Annotated in this window: 11 protein-coding genes and 1 tRNA gene; 6 read left to right on the top strand and 6 right to left on the bottom strand. The window is 59.7% G+C overall.

Annotation, left to right across the window (positions count from 1 at the left end; translation table 11 throughout):
- Positions 1–43 precede the first annotated feature (43 nt).
- Positions 44–1024 carry an aspartate carbamoyltransferase catalytic subunit gene (locus JAO77_RS13295; protein ID WP_198990852.1) on the bottom strand — a complete coding sequence of 327 codons (981 nt, stop codon included), beginning with the start codon at positions 1022–1024 and terminating at the stop codon, positions 44–46.
- An 820-nt stretch (positions 1025–1844) separates the two neighbouring features.
- Between JAO77_RS13295 and JAO77_RS13300 the strand changes: the two genes are divergently transcribed.
- Positions 1845–2408, top strand: a complete 564-nt coding sequence (locus tag JAO77_RS13300) for an STAS/SEC14 domain-containing protein (protein ID WP_198990853.1) — start codon at positions 1845–1847, stop codon at positions 2406–2408.
- Between the two features lie 179 nt (positions 2409–2587).
- Here the strand turns inward: JAO77_RS13300 and JAO77_RS13305 are convergent, their stop codons facing one another.
- Positions 2588–2896: a hypothetical protein gene (locus JAO77_RS13305; RefSeq protein ID WP_198990854.1), complete on the bottom strand. Its 309-nt coding sequence runs from the start codon at positions 2894–2896 to the stop codon at positions 2588–2590.
- A 419-nt stretch (positions 2897–3315) separates the two neighbouring features.
- Positions 3316–3388, bottom strand: a tRNA-Lys gene (locus tag JAO77_RS13310).
- 288 nt (positions 3389–3676) lie between these two features.
- Here JAO77_RS13310 and JAO77_RS13315 point away from each other — a divergent pair.
- From JAO77_RS13315 to JAO77_RS13335, 5 genes are all read left to right on the top strand, one after another.
- Entirely contained in the window at positions 3677–4006 is a 330-nt protein-coding gene (locus JAO77_RS13315) for a Dabb family protein (RefSeq protein ID WP_235998405.1), read from the top strand.
- A gap of 228 nt (positions 4007–4234) precedes the next feature.
- On the top strand, positions 4235–5059 hold the full coding sequence (locus JAO77_RS13320) for an alpha/beta hydrolase (RefSeq protein WP_370550201.1): 825 nt from the start codon (positions 4235–4237) through the stop codon (positions 5057–5059).
- 186 nt (positions 5060–5245) lie between these two features.
- Entirely contained in the window at positions 5246–6475 is a 1230-nt protein-coding gene (locus JAO77_RS13325) for an MFS transporter (RefSeq protein WP_198990856.1), read from the top strand.
- A 303-nt stretch (positions 6476–6778) separates the two neighbouring features.
- Positions 6779–8101: a family 1 glycosylhydrolase gene (locus JAO77_RS13330; protein WP_198990857.1), complete on the top strand. Its 1323-nt coding sequence runs from the start codon at positions 6779–6781 to the stop codon at positions 8099–8101.
- Positions 8102–8222: 121 nt separating this feature from the next.
- Positions 8223–10172, top strand: a complete 1950-nt coding sequence (locus JAO77_RS13335) for a glycoside hydrolase family 97 protein (RefSeq protein ID WP_198990858.1) — start codon at positions 8223–8225, stop codon at positions 10170–10172.
- A gap of 78 nt (positions 10173–10250) precedes the next feature.
- Here the strand turns inward: JAO77_RS13335 and JAO77_RS13340 are convergent, their stop codons facing one another.
- The 3 genes from JAO77_RS13340 to JAO77_RS13350 form a co-directional block, all read right to left on the bottom strand.
- Positions 10251–11207 carry a glycoside hydrolase family 43 protein gene (locus JAO77_RS13340; RefSeq protein ID WP_198990859.1) on the bottom strand — a complete coding sequence of 319 codons (957 nt, stop codon included), beginning with the start codon at positions 11205–11207 and terminating at the stop codon, positions 10251–10253.
- Positions 11208–11267: 60 nt separating this feature from the next.
- Complete coding sequence (locus JAO77_RS13345; protein ID WP_198990860.1) at positions 11268–13196, bottom strand: alpha/beta hydrolase-fold protein; 1929 nt, start codon at positions 13194–13196, stop codon at positions 11268–11270.
- A gap of 87 nt (positions 13197–13283) precedes the next feature.
- Positions 13284–14912, bottom strand: a complete 1629-nt coding sequence (locus JAO77_RS13350; RefSeq protein ID WP_370550202.1) for a glycoside hydrolase family 43 protein — start codon at positions 14910–14912, stop codon at positions 13284–13286.
- Positions 14913–14953 lie beyond the last annotated feature (41 nt).

The following is a 14953-nucleotide window of genomic DNA, read 5'->3' on the forward strand; positions in this document are numbered from 1 at the left end:
AGGGTTATGGGAAATATAAGTGAAATAGTAGGGCTGCCTGGCCCTAGGACAGCGCGGCCACCGCGCTAGCTCGCGGCTGGGCGGCATACGGCTCCTGCTTCGGGAAGTCTCCGCCCGGCGTGAGCCAATCGAGCACGGCCATGCGAACGGAAATGCCGTTTTCGACCTGGTTGGTAATCAGGCTGCGCTCGTAGTCCATCACGGCGTCGCACAGCTCAACACCCCGGTTCACGGGGCCAGGGTGCATGATGTAAAGGCCTTGGTCGCGGATTTCGGCTAGCCGGGCCGTGGTGATGCCGTACACGCGGTGGTACTCGCGCACGCTGGGGAAAAACTGCACGTCCTGGCGCTCTAGCTGCACCCGGAGCAGGTACACCACATCGGGTGCCCAGGCCATAGCCGCCTCGTAGTCGGTAAAGCGGCGAATGCTTTCCGGGATATACTTGGGCACCAGCGAGCCCGGCCCTAGGTACGCCACTTCGATGCCCAGCTTTTGCAGCAAGGTGCTGGTCGAGCGCGCCACACGCGAGTGCAGAATATCGCCGATGATGAGGACTTTTTTGCCCCTAGGGTCAGGAAACTTCTCCCGGATAGTGAAGGCGTCGAGCAGCGCCTGGGTGGGGTGCTCGTGCGCCCCGTCGCCGGCGTTGATGACCGACGCTGTGGTTTGGCGGGCTATCATGCCGGGCAGGCCGGGGTGGCTGTGGCGCACCACAATGTAGTCGGTGCGCATGGCCTGAAGCGTCTCGATGGTTTCGCGCACCGACTCGCCTTTGGTGATAGACGAGTGGGCCACGTCGAAGTTCGTGACCTCGGCCGAGAGGCGCTTGGCCGCCACCTCGAAGGAGGAGTGCGTGCGCGTGCTGGCCTCGTAGAACAGCATGAGCACGGACTTGCCCTCGAGGGCGGGGATTTTTTTCACCGAGTGGGTGAACAGCTTTTTAAACGACGAGGATTGGTCGAGCAAAAACTCGATTTCCTCGCGGCGAAGGGAGGCGATGTCGAGCAGGTCTTTACGTGCCATACCGATAGATGAGGAAAGATGAGATTAACTAGCTAACGCGAATGATACAAGGTCTTATCTGCTACTACTCAGGCCAAGGAAGCCGGCTGCTGGTGGCGCTGGTGGTGCTGGCCGCCGCGCCCCAGAGATAGGCAGGTAATGCCAGGCGGCCCGCGACGACCTCGGCGGGCATAAAAAAACCGTTTCGGAATCCGAAACGGTAGCGGGGTAGCACTCAGAAGAAACAACGGAAATGCCAAAGGCAAAATCAGGAAACCCAATGCTAGCGAAGACCTTCCGGTCCACGCGCGGCTCCTTGCTGAGCAGGGTGCCACGCTTCATCGACAAGGTGTTCGGGTGAAGCATGGTGCAAAGCTACGGTATTGTTACGTATCCTTTAAGCATGCTGGGTAAGAATTTTCGTTGAGGTAAGCGCACGTATTACCGCGCGCAACGACACAAAAACGTTTGGGACTAAAGCATTAGCCAGGGGCATTTCGAGCGAGCCGAAAACCTAAATGGTGGTTGGAAGCCAGGTAGCAAAGCTCGGCCGGTGGCTTGGGGTAGCCAGATGCCTTCAGCCAGCCCGCAGGTAGGGAAGGCACCTAGGAAGCAAGTGCGAGCGAGTGGGGCGCACAGAGCACGGTAAGTGGTTGGCAGCGGTGGTGTATAAAGCGCACGGGCTTGCTCAAAATTGCGTGCTGCCAGCACTTAGCCTCCCCGTAAGCGAGCTAACCAGGGTATGTGATTTATCTAATAATTAGTTGTTTGGAGAAATAGGTAATACCTTGTACACTAGTTAATATGCCTTCTTTTTATTTTACCTCGCTATCTAATTTTTATGCAATTAGAATTGTTGCGGAGCAGTGCCTGTTTAGCCATCTATCACGACTTGTCGCGTGACTGGCTCTTGCTGGAGTGGGCCGGTGAGCTTACGCTTACGGCAGTGCAAGACGCCTGCATTGCCGTGGTAGAGTGCTACATGCGCCGCACCTATCTGCGGGTATTGATTAGCAATTCGCAGGTCACGGGCGTTGGGGAGGGGGTGGCCAGCTGGCTGGGAGTAGAGTTTATCCCCTACATGGCCGTGGTAGGGGTGACGCAAATAGCCTGGATTAGTGCACCGACGCTGCTAGGCCGCCATCTAGCCCAAACGGTGGCCAAACACATACCTAGCCTAGCGCTAACGCTGTTTAACACGCGGGAGGAAGCAACTGCCTGGCTACAGCAGCCGCTCGCTGCTTTCGCAGAGAGCATGCTCTTTTCGCCCTGGCAAACGCCGGCCCAAGTTCGGCTGGCGCAGGGCGTAGAAGTACTGCGGCAAGAAGCCCAGCTGATTCGGCAAGAAGTGCAATACCTGCATCAGAAGGTGGCAAAGAGACAAACAAAATCTGTCCAGGCTTAGGCTAATGGGCCGACCTATTGGCAGAAGGCGCGTGTGCTGCGGCTTGGCCCCCAGCCCCAGCCTAAGTTGGCTGGCAGGGTGCAAAAAAAGCCCCGCGCCAAGGAGGCGCAGGGCGTTAGAATGACTGCCGGGCTCGGCGCTTTTTACAAGCGGCCCGGCATTCGGCTGGGTTAAAAGCGCTATTTTTTGGTCTTCGGAGCTTTGCCGGTGCTCGTGTTGCCCGATTGGGTAGCGCTAACTGGCTTGCCAGTCGCATCCACCGGGTTGTTGGAAGTGCCGGTGGAGTAGCTGCCGGCGGTGCTGGACCGGTTGGGCGCCATATTGCCAGAGTTGGCCTGGCTGCTTTTGCTGGGCGAGGCGCCTGCCTTGGCAGCCGTACCGGCCATGCGGCCACCTGCGGGCGCAGTGCCGGCTGGGGTGGTTTGTGCCTGTGCTGCAGAGCCAACCACACCAGCAACGGCTAGCGCTAATAAAAGCTTAGTAATCATGATGGTTAACTGGGGAAAAATCAGAGGTAAAGGATGCAGCCCTCATACGAAGAGCGGCAGCAAGAGTTTACCCGGTTGGCGCCCGATTTCAAGGTTGGCTAGCCTAGCGGCAAGCAGCCAACGGCTTAAGCAACAGAGCTGACGAGTTAGCTACCTAGGTGGCGAGGCGCACTCGGTTGGTAGGCCGCTACAAGCCATCATTCCCCCTATGCGGGGCAGTAGTGCCCCTGTGTAGTAGCCTAGGTGCGAAAAGCCGAGACCGCATGGCCCCAGACCCAGCAGCCCCCGTGGGCGCGAGGCGCCCGAAGGACTTACTAGAACCCGCAAAGTGCAGAAAGGGGAGGGAGCCGATGCTTCCGGCGCTGGCTGCCGCAGTAAGGCAGACCGGCCAGCAGGTAAAATGGCCTAAGGCCCAAAAGTGGCTCCGCTGGGATTCGAACCCAGGACCCGTACATTAAAAGTGTACTGCTCTACCAGCTGAGCTACAGAACCGTCATTTATCTCCCAGTATGCAGGAGTAGAATGGGGGTGCAAAAGTACGGCTGCGCGCTTAAAATCCTACGCGCTATAACAGATATTTTTGCGCCACACGCGCAATCTTCTGTTTTACAGTATCTATTGTTTAGAAATGATTTTAGGTGAGCGGTAGTGAGTGCGGTATGTGCGACGCCGGCCCTAGCCAATTGCTAAGTGCCCGCGATGACAGCACCAAATAAGCTGCATCTTTACCGGGCCTTGCCGGCTGAGGCCGGGCCGATAGTACCTTCTATTCCTACGCTCATGCCCGCGTCCGCTTTCATTCATCACGTCTTGTTTTATATGCCGGCCACGGCTAGCGCCGCCGACCAGGCCACGCTGTTAGAAGGATTGCAGCAACTGCAGCGCATTTCGGCCATTAAGCTTTCGCACATTGGTACGCCGGCCGAAACCAACCGCGCCGTTATCGACCGTACCTACACCTATTCGTGGCTGTGCGTGTTCGAGAGTGCCGCCGCCGAGCAGGAATATCAGGAGCACCCAATTCACGACACGTTTCGGCAGGAATATGCCCGCTACTGGGAAAAAGTCGTGATTTATGATGCCGTGGGGCCAGTGGTGCCTGCGTTGTAAGCCCCAAGACTTAGCTCCTAGGTGGTGCGTAATTGGTAAATGCAGCTGTGCCGCCTGCAAGGGAGCCCGCGCTTGTGCAAGTCTCCATAGCTGAGGAAGGCGGGCGCATAAGCGTGCTCGTGCGCCGAGGGCAGGGCCTTTTGCGCGACCTAGGTATGCCTCTCCACCCGCCCTTCCTCTTACTTCGCCACGCTTCTTTTGCTACGTCTACCTACTTCCTTGTGCGCCGTGCTCCAGGTCATCCTACTTGGGATACTGGCTGGCTCCGCGGCCCGCGCTCAGACTGCGCCCGCGCCTCTCACCATAGGCCAAACGTTTACCTTGCCCTCCAAAATATTGAAGGAGAGCCGCCGCATCAACGTGTACATACCGCTGGGCTATGCCGACTCGGCCAAGGCCAGGCTTCCGGTCTTGTACATGCTTGATGGCGGCCTAGGGGAAGATTTTCTGCACGTGGCGGGCCTGGTGCAAGTGCTCACGGGCAATGGCACTATGCGACCCTTTATACTCGTAGGCGTCGAAAACACCGCCCGTCGGCGCGACTTGACCGGGCCTACTACCAGCGCGGAGGACAAGCAAATTGCCCCGCAGGTGGGGGGCTCCGCGGCTTTTCGCCAGTTTCTGCGCACCGAGCTTATGCCTGTAGTGCAGCAGCGCTACCACCCTAGCACCGAGAAGGCCCTTATGGGCGAGTCGCTAGCGGGCTTGTTTGTAGTAGAGACCTTGTTGCTGGAGCCCGATTTAGTTGATACGTATGTGGCATTTGACCCTAGCTTGTGGTGGAATAAGGGGTGGCTGGTAGACCAAGCCCAGGCGCGCTTGCGCACCTACGCGGGGCCAGCCAAAACCCTGTATGTAGCTTCTAGCAGCGATGACGCTAAAATTCCAGAATCGCGCCGCCTGGAGCCCGCGCTAAAGGCCGCCGCGCCTCGTAGCTTGCGCTGGTACTACACGCCCATGCCCCAGGAAACCCACGCGACCATCTACCACCCGGCAGCTTTGCAGGCGCTGCGGCTGGTGTTTGCTCCTGCGCAGGGGCGGGGCGGCAACTAGCGGGCTGCGATTTGTTAAAAGCGCAGCTATTATTTTGATAGAGCCAGCGCCTGCCATTGCAGGCAGCAGGCAGTCATTTTGCTAGTAGTAAGCCCAGCGCTAACTGCCTAGGACTTAAGCCCGACCATATCTAAGCTGCTCGGTCTGCGTTGAGCCTCACACCCCAACCAACACATGGGCCCCGCTATGGAAGCAAAAACGCGCAGTTTGAAGGGCCTCGATTGGGTGAGCCTATTAATGGCCGACGTAAAGGACGGCGTGGGAGTGTACCTATCGGTATTCTTACTCACTGTGCGGCACTGGTCGCCTGACAAGATTGGGCTCGTCATTGCCGGGCCCAGCATCATTGGCATCTTGGTGCAGGGGCCGGCGGGCGCCTTCATCGACCGCACCCGGCACAAGCGCTGGCTGCTAGTGTGGGCCTCGCTCATTATTGCGCTGTGCTGCCTGGTGGTGGTGCTGACCAGTGGCTTTTACCCGGTGCTGTTCTCGCAGCTCGGGGTGGGGTTCACGCAATCGATGTACGCGCCGTGCGTGGCGGCCATCACGCTGGGTATAGTGGGGCAGGCAGCGCTGGCGCAGCGCATCGGGCGCAACGAGAGTTTTAACCACCTAGGGAACATGGTGGCCGCCATTATTGCGGGGCTGCTGGGGCGCTACGTTTCCTACGAAGCCATCTTTTACTTCTCCATTGTGCAATGCTTGCTGCTGGTGGTGGCGGTGCTAGTGGTGCGCGAGCGCGACATCGACCACGACGTAGCTCGCGGCGCCGCGGCAGACGAGGGGCAGCCGGCCAGCGTAGCGGGAATGAAAGGGCTACTGGCCAATCGCAGCATTTTATTTTTTACTGTCGCCATTGCGCTGTTTCACTTCGTTAATGCCCCGCTGCTGCCACTACTGGGGCAAAAAATGGGCTTGGCCGACCAAAAAAACTCGTCGCTGTATTTGTCGGCCGCCATCATCATTGCGCAGGGCGTGATGGTATTTGTGGCAAAATACGCGGGCAAGGCCTCCGAAAACGGCCGCAAAAAAGTGCTGCTGGTCGCCTTTGTGCTGCTGCCAGTACGAGCGCTGCTTTTCGCCTTTATTAATAATCCCTACGCCCTGACCGCCATTCAGCTGCTCGATGGCATTGGGGCTGGCTTGCTGGGGGTGGTCACCATTCTGATGATAGCAGACCTTAGCAGTGGCACCGGCCGGTTTAACCTGCTGCAGGGCGTGGTGTACGCGGCCATTGGGCTGGCTGCGGCGCTCAGCAGCATCGGGGCGGGCTACGTGGTCAAGCAATTTGGCTACGGCGTAGGCTTTAGTGCGCTGGCCGGGGCGGGGGTGCTGGCCACCATATTCTACTGGGCGCTAGTGCCCGAAACCAAGGACATCGAGCTAGGTGAGCTAGCGGCCCCAGCAGGCACCTAGGGCAGGGGAGAGCCGCCTCTGCCGACAGTCGCAGCGCAGGCAGGCCCCTAGGTCCGCGTGCGACTGGTGTAGGGCCAAAGGCTGCCCGTACCTTCAGTGACCAAATAAATTGCGAACTGTCGAGCCGAAACGCTTAGTGTTAAGACTGGCCCAACTAGCTCGGCACACGGTGGGGCTTGTGGCCGCTAAGGAGCTTACTTAGCGTAGGTAATTGGTAACTTGAAAGTTACTAGCAGGGTATAGATGCTACATCTATAGCTAGCCTGGCGGTCCTTGCCGGCCCTAGGGTGGCAAGCAGCCGGTATGAAACAAGCAACAACAGTCGAGGTATGGGGAGGAGTGGAGTGCACGTGCCGCCGCGTAGGAGATAATTATTCTGACCAGCTGGTGCGCAATGGTCACCGCGAGCGGCTCGACGACCTCGACCGCTTTGCCGACCTGGGGCTGCGCACCCTGCGCTACCCCGTGTTGTGGGAGCACGTAGCCCCCGAAAGCCTCGACAACCCCGATTGGACTTGGCCCGATGAGCGGCTGGCGCGCCTGCAGGAGCTCGGCATCACGCCCATTGTAGGGCTGGTGCACCACGGCAGCGGCCCGCGCTACACCTCACTCGCCCAGCCCAACTTTGCCACGGGCCTGGCCCGCTACGCCCGCATGGTGGCCGAGCGCTATCCTTGGGTAATGGACTACACCCCCGTAAACGAGCCGCTCACCACGGCCCGCTTTAGTGGGCTCTATGGCTTGTGGTACCCGCACGGGCGCGAGGATACCACGTTTGTGCGCTTGCTCATCAACCAGTTGTACGCCACCTGGCTGGCCATGCGCGCCATTCGCGAAGTGAACCCGGCCGCCCGCCTCGTGCAAACCGAGGACCTAGGGCAGGCTCATGGCACTCCCGCCCTGGCCCAGCAAGTAACGTTTGAAAACCACCGACGCTGGCTGACGTTCGATATCCTGACCGGGCGGCTCACGCCTAGCCACCCGCTGTGGAGCTACCTGCGCACAAACGGCATAGCCGAGGCCGAGCTGCAAGTATTTATTGATAACCCGCTGCCGCCCGACCTGCTAGGCATCAACCACTACGCCACCAGCGAGCGCTACTTGGATGAGCGGTTAAACCTGTTTCCGGGCGAGCACGCTCTGCGGGGTCTCCACCACGCAGCTTACGCCGATTTGCAGGCCTTGCGGGTAGAAGGCGCGCCCGTGTCTGGCCCCGAAGCCCTACTACGCGCCACCTGGGACCGCTACCACCTGCCGATAGCCATTACGGAAGCCCACCTAGGCTGCACACGCGAGGAGCAAATGCGGTGGCTGTACCAACTGTGGCAGGTGGCCAACCGCGTGCGCGCCAGCGGCGTCGACTTGCGCGCCCTCACGGTGTGGTCGCTGCTCGGCGCGTTCGACTGGGACAACCTGCTCACGCAAGACGGAGCTTCGTACGAGGCCGGCGTGTATGACGTGCGTGGGGCGCAGCCCCGGCCCACTGCCCTGCACGCGTTAGTGGAAGGCCTGGCCAAGCGGGGCGACTACGCCCACCCCGTGCTCACGGACCCCGGGTGGTGGCAGCGCACCATTCGCTTTGATTGGTCAGTCAAAGCGAAAGACGACGCCTACTGCCGAGCCTAACACAACTCGCTCGGCAAGAGAATATGCGCAGGAGTGGTAATACCCTAGGGTACTGCTAGTAACGAAGCAGCGCAAACGTGCTACCTTGCTGGCCTACTGGGTATTTCACTAAGCTGGCCTCATGCACAAAAGACTCTGTTTCACGCTTTCATTTTTGTTTGTCGCGGCGCGTTTGCTAGGTGCGCCCATCACGTTGCTGTCGCCCGATAAGCGTGTCAACGTCTCCGTTAATCTGCAAGGGCGGATAAGCTACTCGGTGTCGGTGAGCGGCACGCCGGTGCTGCAAGACTCGTATGTGCAGCTCAACCTCGCGGGCCAGCATCTAGGCGAGCGCCCGCAATTGCGCAAGAAGTCTATCAAGGCAGTGAGCACTACGTCGCAGCCGGTGGTGCCCCTCGCCAATAGTACCGTCAGTAATGCCTACAATCTGCTGACACTGGATTTTAAAAATGATTTCAGCGTAGAGTTTCGGGCTTATAATGACGGGGTGGCCTACCGCTTCGTTACTAATAAAAAGGATTCGGTGGAGGTGAGCAGCGAGGACGTGCACTTGCACTTCGCCAGCCCGGTCGAGACGTCCTACTTAGAGACGGGCAGCTTCAAAACTGCCTACGAAATCCTATACAAGCGCCAGCCGCTGGAGGCTGTGAACCGGGACAAAATGAGCGTGCTGCCGATGCTGTTCGCCACTCCCAAGTACAAGGCGCTGTTTTCGGAAGCGGACCTCTACGACTACCCGGGCCTGTTTGTGAAGGCTGTGGATGGGCAGACGGTCACTGCCACGTTTCCGAAGGCCCCGCTGAAGTTTGGTCCCGACGGCGACCGCAGCGTGAAGATTGTGACCGAGGCGCCCTACCTCGTCAAAACGGCAGGCAAGCGCACGTTTCCGTGGCGCTTTCTGGTCATCACGGAGCAAGATGCGCAGCTAGCGGCCAACCAGATGGTGTACAAGCTCAGCACACCCAATCAGCTGAAAGACACCCAGTGGATTAAGCCCGGCCAGGTAACCTGGGAGTGGTGGCACAACGCCTACGTGTACGGGGTCGATTTTAAATCGGGCTACAACCAAGACACCTATAAGTACTACATCGACTTTGCTTCCAAGTCCGGCATTCCCTACATCCTTATGGATGAGGGCTGGGCCAAAACGACGCTCAACCCATTTGAGCCCAACCCGACTATCAACTTGCAGGAATTGATTGCCTACGCCAAGACCAAGAATGTCAAGATTTTGCTGTGGTTTACTTGGCTGGCTATCGAGAACAACCCCACGGTGTATGAAACCCTGGAGAAATGGGGGATAGCGGGCATGAAAATCGACTTCATGGACCGTAGCGACCAGTGGATGGTGAATTACTACACCCGCGTGGCCAAGCGGGCGGCCGAGCACCACTTGCTGGTCGATTTTCACGGCGCCTTCAAGCCCGCCGGGCTAGAAGTGGCCTACCCCAACGTGCTGTCGTACGAAGGCGTGATAGGCATGGAGCAGAACATCGGCGGCGGCCTGGCCACGCCGAAGAATAACCTGTACCTGCCGTTTTTGCGCAATGCGGTGGGTCCCATGGACTACACGCCCGGCGCCATGCGCTCGGCCCACCCCAAAGACTACCGCGGCAACTGGGTGAACACCATGAGCATCGGCACCCGCGGCCACCAGCTGGCCATGTACATCGTGTTTACCAGCGGCTTGCAGATGCTCGCCGACAACCCCTTCAACTACCTGCGCGAGCCCGAAACCACCTCCTTCATTACCTCCGTGCCCGTGACCTGGGATGAAACGCGCGTGCTGGAAGCGGCCGTGGGCGACTATATCGTGACGGCCCGGCGCAAGGGCACTACCTGGTACCTAGGCGGTATGACGGCTGAAAAAGCCCACGAGCTAACGCTGCCGACCGACTTCCTGACCAAGGGCGCCCGCTACCAGCTCACGTTGATTAAGGATGGTGTGAATGCCGACGTGCAGGCTATGGACTTCAAGCGCGTCGTTCAGCCCATGCAGCCCGGCCAACCTATTACCCTAACGATGGTGCCCGATGGCGGCTTCGCCGCTCGCATCGAGCTCTTGCCTTAACAGTTTGCCGACCTAGGCGCACGGCAAGCCCGTAAACCAAAAGAGGACGACCTAGGTCGTCCTCTTTTGGTTTGGTAGCTACTTAACTGGTGCTACGCCCTGCGTAGTCTGCACTATTTTCTGGATGGTGCCATCCTTGTTGTAGTGCAGGTCATCGACGCAGATAGAGCGGCGGTAGCTGCCGCCGGTGGGCAAGGAGCCGTTGTGGTAGAAAAAGTAGCTCTTGCCTTTGTAGTCGATGATGCCGGGGTGCGTGGTGAAGCTGTTGGGCACGTTTTCCTGAATGATGCCGCGGTAGGTCCAGGGACCGGTGGCGCTGGGGGCCGTGCAGTACTCTATCATTTCGGGCTTGGTGCCGGCACTGGCGTACACGAGGTAGTAGAGCTTTTTGCGCTTGTACACCCAGGGTCCTTCAATGTAGTTCTTGATATTCAGCACCGTGATGGGGCCAGCCAGCTCCGTCAGGTTGTCCTTGAGCTTCACCCAGCGGCAGCTTAAGTTGCCCCAGTACAGGTAGGCCTGCTTGTCATCGTCGATGAACACGGTGGGGTCGATGTCGTCCCAGGCGTGCGGCTTGTCCTTAGTCATCTCATTTACGATGAGGGCCTTGCCAATGGCGTCCTTGAACGGCCCCGTGGGGCGGTCCGACACGGCCACGCCGATGGCCGCGCCGCCTTGGCTGTTGTCGTCCTTCTTGTGAAAGGTGGACACAAACCAGTAGAACTTGCCCTTGTGGTACACGCACTGCGCTGCGTAGGCATCGCCGGTGGCCCAAGCGAAGGTGCGGGGCGAGAGGCGAGTGCCGTAGTCTTTCCAGTGCACCATGTCGGTGGTGGAATAGATGCGCCAATCGGGCATCTTATAGTTGGTTTCTTGCACCGAAGCTGTGTCGTGGCCGGTGTACAAAAACAGCGTGTCGCGGTACACCAGCGGCGCCGGGTCGGCCGTGAACACGTCTTTGATAATCGGGTTTTGCGCTCGGAGCGCGGTGCTAGCCACGCAGGCCAGCAGGAACGTGAGGAGAAGGTTTTTCATGGCATTACTAGCAGGAGAGGAAGCACCCGGCCCTAGGTTCGGCCGGGGCCTTTGAGTTGCCTAAAACAGCTTTTGGGCGAACATGTACAAATCGTGGCGCCACACGGGCCAGGTGTGGCCGCCGGGATATTCGCTGTAGGCGTACTTGATACCTAGCTCGTCCATCTTGGCGCGCATCACTTTGTTGTTGGCGTAGGCAATGTCCTCCTGCCCACCCATCGAAAGCCACAGCTGCTTGAGGTTGGTGTTGATGGTGCTGGCGTTGGCTTTCATGTAAGCATACTGCGGGTCAGACAAGGCCGCGTTATTGGCGAAGAAGCCCGAGCTAAATACCCCTAGGTAGGCAAACTGGTCGGTATTCTTCATGCCCGCATATAGCGTTTGTAGGCCGCCCATCGAGAGGCCAGCTAGGGCTCGGTTTTGGGCGCCAGGCGCTACGCGGTAGTTGCTTTCTACCGCGGGCATTACGTTTTGCTTGAGCTCGTCTTCGAAGCGCTTCAGTGTCTGCTCGCCGAAGCCGGCTATACCACCAGGGCCACCCATGTTGCCGTCCATCATCACGATGAGCATGGGCTTGGCCTTTTTGTCGGCAATTAGGTTGTCCAGAATGATGTCGGTTTTGCCTTGCTTAGCCCAGCCGGTTTCGTCTTCGCCGCCGCCGTGCAGCAGGTACAGCACGGGGTATTTGGCGGACGTGTTAGCGTCGTAGCCCGGCGGGGTGTACACAAAAAACCGCCGCCACGAATTGGTGACCTTAGAGAAGAACCGCCGCTCGCGCACTTCGCCGTGGGGCACGTCGCGCAGGGCGTAGAAGCCGGTGCCGCGGCCCGGAATCTCGATGCCGCTGGCCATGCGCCCCATGCCGTAGAAGGTGTCGCTGGCGGGGTCGGCGATGGGCAGGCCGTCGAGAATGAGCGAGTAGTAATGCAGGCCGCGGCTCAAGGTGTCGGTGGTGGTGGTCCAGGTGCCGGTGCTGTCCTTCACCATGTCGTATTTGCGACCTAGGTCGAGCTGCGCCTTCTGCACGCCGGGCGCTTTGAGGCGGAATACGGCGCGGTTATCGGGCAGAATTTGCGGGTATTTGGCGTTGCGCACGTTGGTGGCGGCCGGCGCTCCTAGCACGGTGTAGGTGGGCAACGCCGCCACATCCACGGGCTTAAATAGCTGCTGCGAGAACATGTAGAGCCCGTTTTTCCAAACCTTGAAGTCATGCCCGCCGGCCTCTAGGTAGTACACGTGCGGCACGTTGTGCTCGTAGAGGTAGTCGTGCGTGCGCTGGCTGATGGGCAGCAGTCCATCGGCGTCGCCACACGAAATCCAGAGCAGCTTGAGCAGCTTCTTGGCCTTGGCGGGGTCGGGCACCAGTTGCTCGGGCATCTTGGTATTCGGGGCCGATGAGAAGCCACCTACCCAGGCAAACTTATCGAGGTTACCTAGCCCAAAATCCAGCGACTGGCCGCCGCCCATCGACAGCCCGGCAATAGCCCGGTCCTCGCGATTCTTGAGAGCCGGGTAGTTCTTTTCGATGTAGGGAATGAGGTCGGTCAGCAGGTCCTTTTCGAAGTTGGCAAACGCAGCCACCTTATCCGGCCCGTAGATATTGCCGATGGGCCGGTCATCTTTCATGGCTCGGCCGTTAGGCATCACCACCAGCATGGGCTTGAGCTTGCCCGCCGCGTACAGATTATCCAGAATCACCTGCGGGCGCCCGCCTTTCAGCCATTCCTTCTCGTCGCCGCCGATGCCGTGCAGCAGGTACAGTACCGGGTACTTCTTCTTTTTGGAATAGCCGGGCGGCGTGTACACCAGCGCTTTGCGCACCGTGCCCACCGTTTTGGAGGTATAGCTGATGCTGTCGATGCGGCCGGTGGCAATGCCCGCGGCGGGCTGGTCGAAGCCCCTAGGGGCCTCCATGCTAGTTTTTTGGGCCAAGGCGCTACTGGCACTCAGCAGGGCGACGCTCGCCAGTAGAGGAAACAATACTCTCATAGTGGTGGGAAAAAGTGCGCCGCCCTACGGGCAGCAGAAGGTTAAAAAACAAAACACTCCTAGTAGTCAGCCATCCGGTGGCGCCTGTTATTTCGGGTTAGCTGTGGTATAAACTGCCAGGCCAAAGTCGTAGCCGGGCTTGTCGTTCAGACGCAGCGGCAATCGGTTGAAGTAAGCCCCCCCGGCCGGGTAGGCCTCCTGCCGACTCGCGCGCCAGAAAAGCGGCGCCGACTTTTCCAGGCCCTGCAGCTCGAAGGCGTAGGTGTGGCCGGCCTGCAACGCCACTTGGTTGGTCCCAGTGAAATCGAATTGCAACAGCCCCGCGGGCTGCGGCGTGTAGGCAATAGCGAGGCCCTGGCCACCCCCTAATAGATTGGTGCCGGGGGTATAGGTTGGGCTTTCCTGCGTGCCTAGGTCGTAGAGCGCCAGGGTGACGGACTGCTTGGTATCGGTGCCGAGCCCGTCGCCCCCAAACAAGTCGATGCGCGTGAGCTTGCCGTCGGCCAGCATCCGGAAGGTCTGCCCCAAGCTGGTGCCACCCTTGTCGTGGTTGAAGCTGATGTTGTCGAGGGCCGTGTTGGCCGGGTCGGCCATGGTGCTCAGCAGGGGCGCGCCGGGCCACTGCGCGGGGCGCGGCAACAGGTTTTGCACGACGCTGACGCCGGGGGCCGTAGTAGTTGGGGCGCTGGCGGGCGGCGCGGGGCGGCTGGCGCTAGGTTTGGGTGGCCCGCTCACGCCGGCCACGGTTTGGGCGATAGGCTGAATAGTGCCATCGGGGTTGTAGTATAGGTATTCGACGCACACGCTGCGCCGGCCTAGGGCCCCGCTTTCGCCGGTGGGCAGGGTCAGCGTCGCGTTGTGGTAGAAGAAGTACCACTGCTTTTTGAACTCGACAATGCCCGGGTGAATGGTGTAGCTGTTTTTGGCCTGGTCGGTAAGGATGCCGCGGTAGGTCCACGGGCCGGTGACCTTGGGGGCCGTGGCGTAGCACATCTTCTCCGACATGCCCTGGTGCGCGAAGGCGGCATAGGTGAGGTAGTACAGGTTGCCGCGCTTGTGCAGCCACGGGCCCTCGGTGTAGTTGGGCACCTCGATGCGCTGGATGGGGCCGTCGAGTTCCGTCATGTTGGGCTTGAGCTTGGCTAGGTAGCAGTTGGGGTTGCCCCAAGCCAGCCACGCCGTGCCGTCGTCATCCACGAATACGGTGGGGTCGATGTCGTCCCAGCCGTTGGGGCCGGGCGTGGTTTTGTCCGAGATGAGCGCCGAGCCGCGGGCATCCACGAAGGGGCCCGTGGGGCTATCCGACACGGCCACCCCGATGGCTTTGGCGTTGGCCGGGGCGCCCTCTTGCACCGCCGCGTAGAAGTAAAACTTGCCGTTGCGGGCCACTACCTGCGAGGCCCAGGCATCCCTCGTGGCCCACTTGAAGTCGCGCACGTTCATAATGGGGCCGTGCGCGGTCCAGTTTTTCATGTCAGTGGTGGAGTAGCACCGCCAGTCGTTCATGTTGAACATCTGGCCCTCCTTCGCCTCATCGTGGCCCACGTAGAGGTACAGCTTGTCCTTGTACACCAGTGGGGCCGGGTCGGCGGTAAATACGTCGCGGATAATCGGGTTTTCGCCCGGCTTAGCGGCCGCCTGGCCGTAGCTGCAAGGGGTGAAGGCGGCTTGCCCAAGCGCAACAAACAGGGCAGCAGACAAGAATTGCTTAGGCACAGAAATAAAGTAAAAAGTGGGGTAGACGGCTCGCCGCTGGG

Source organism: Hymenobacter sp. BT559 (assembly GCF_016427535.1).
Classification (GTDB): Bacteria; Bacteroidota; Bacteroidia; order Cytophagales; family Hymenobacteraceae; genus Hymenobacter.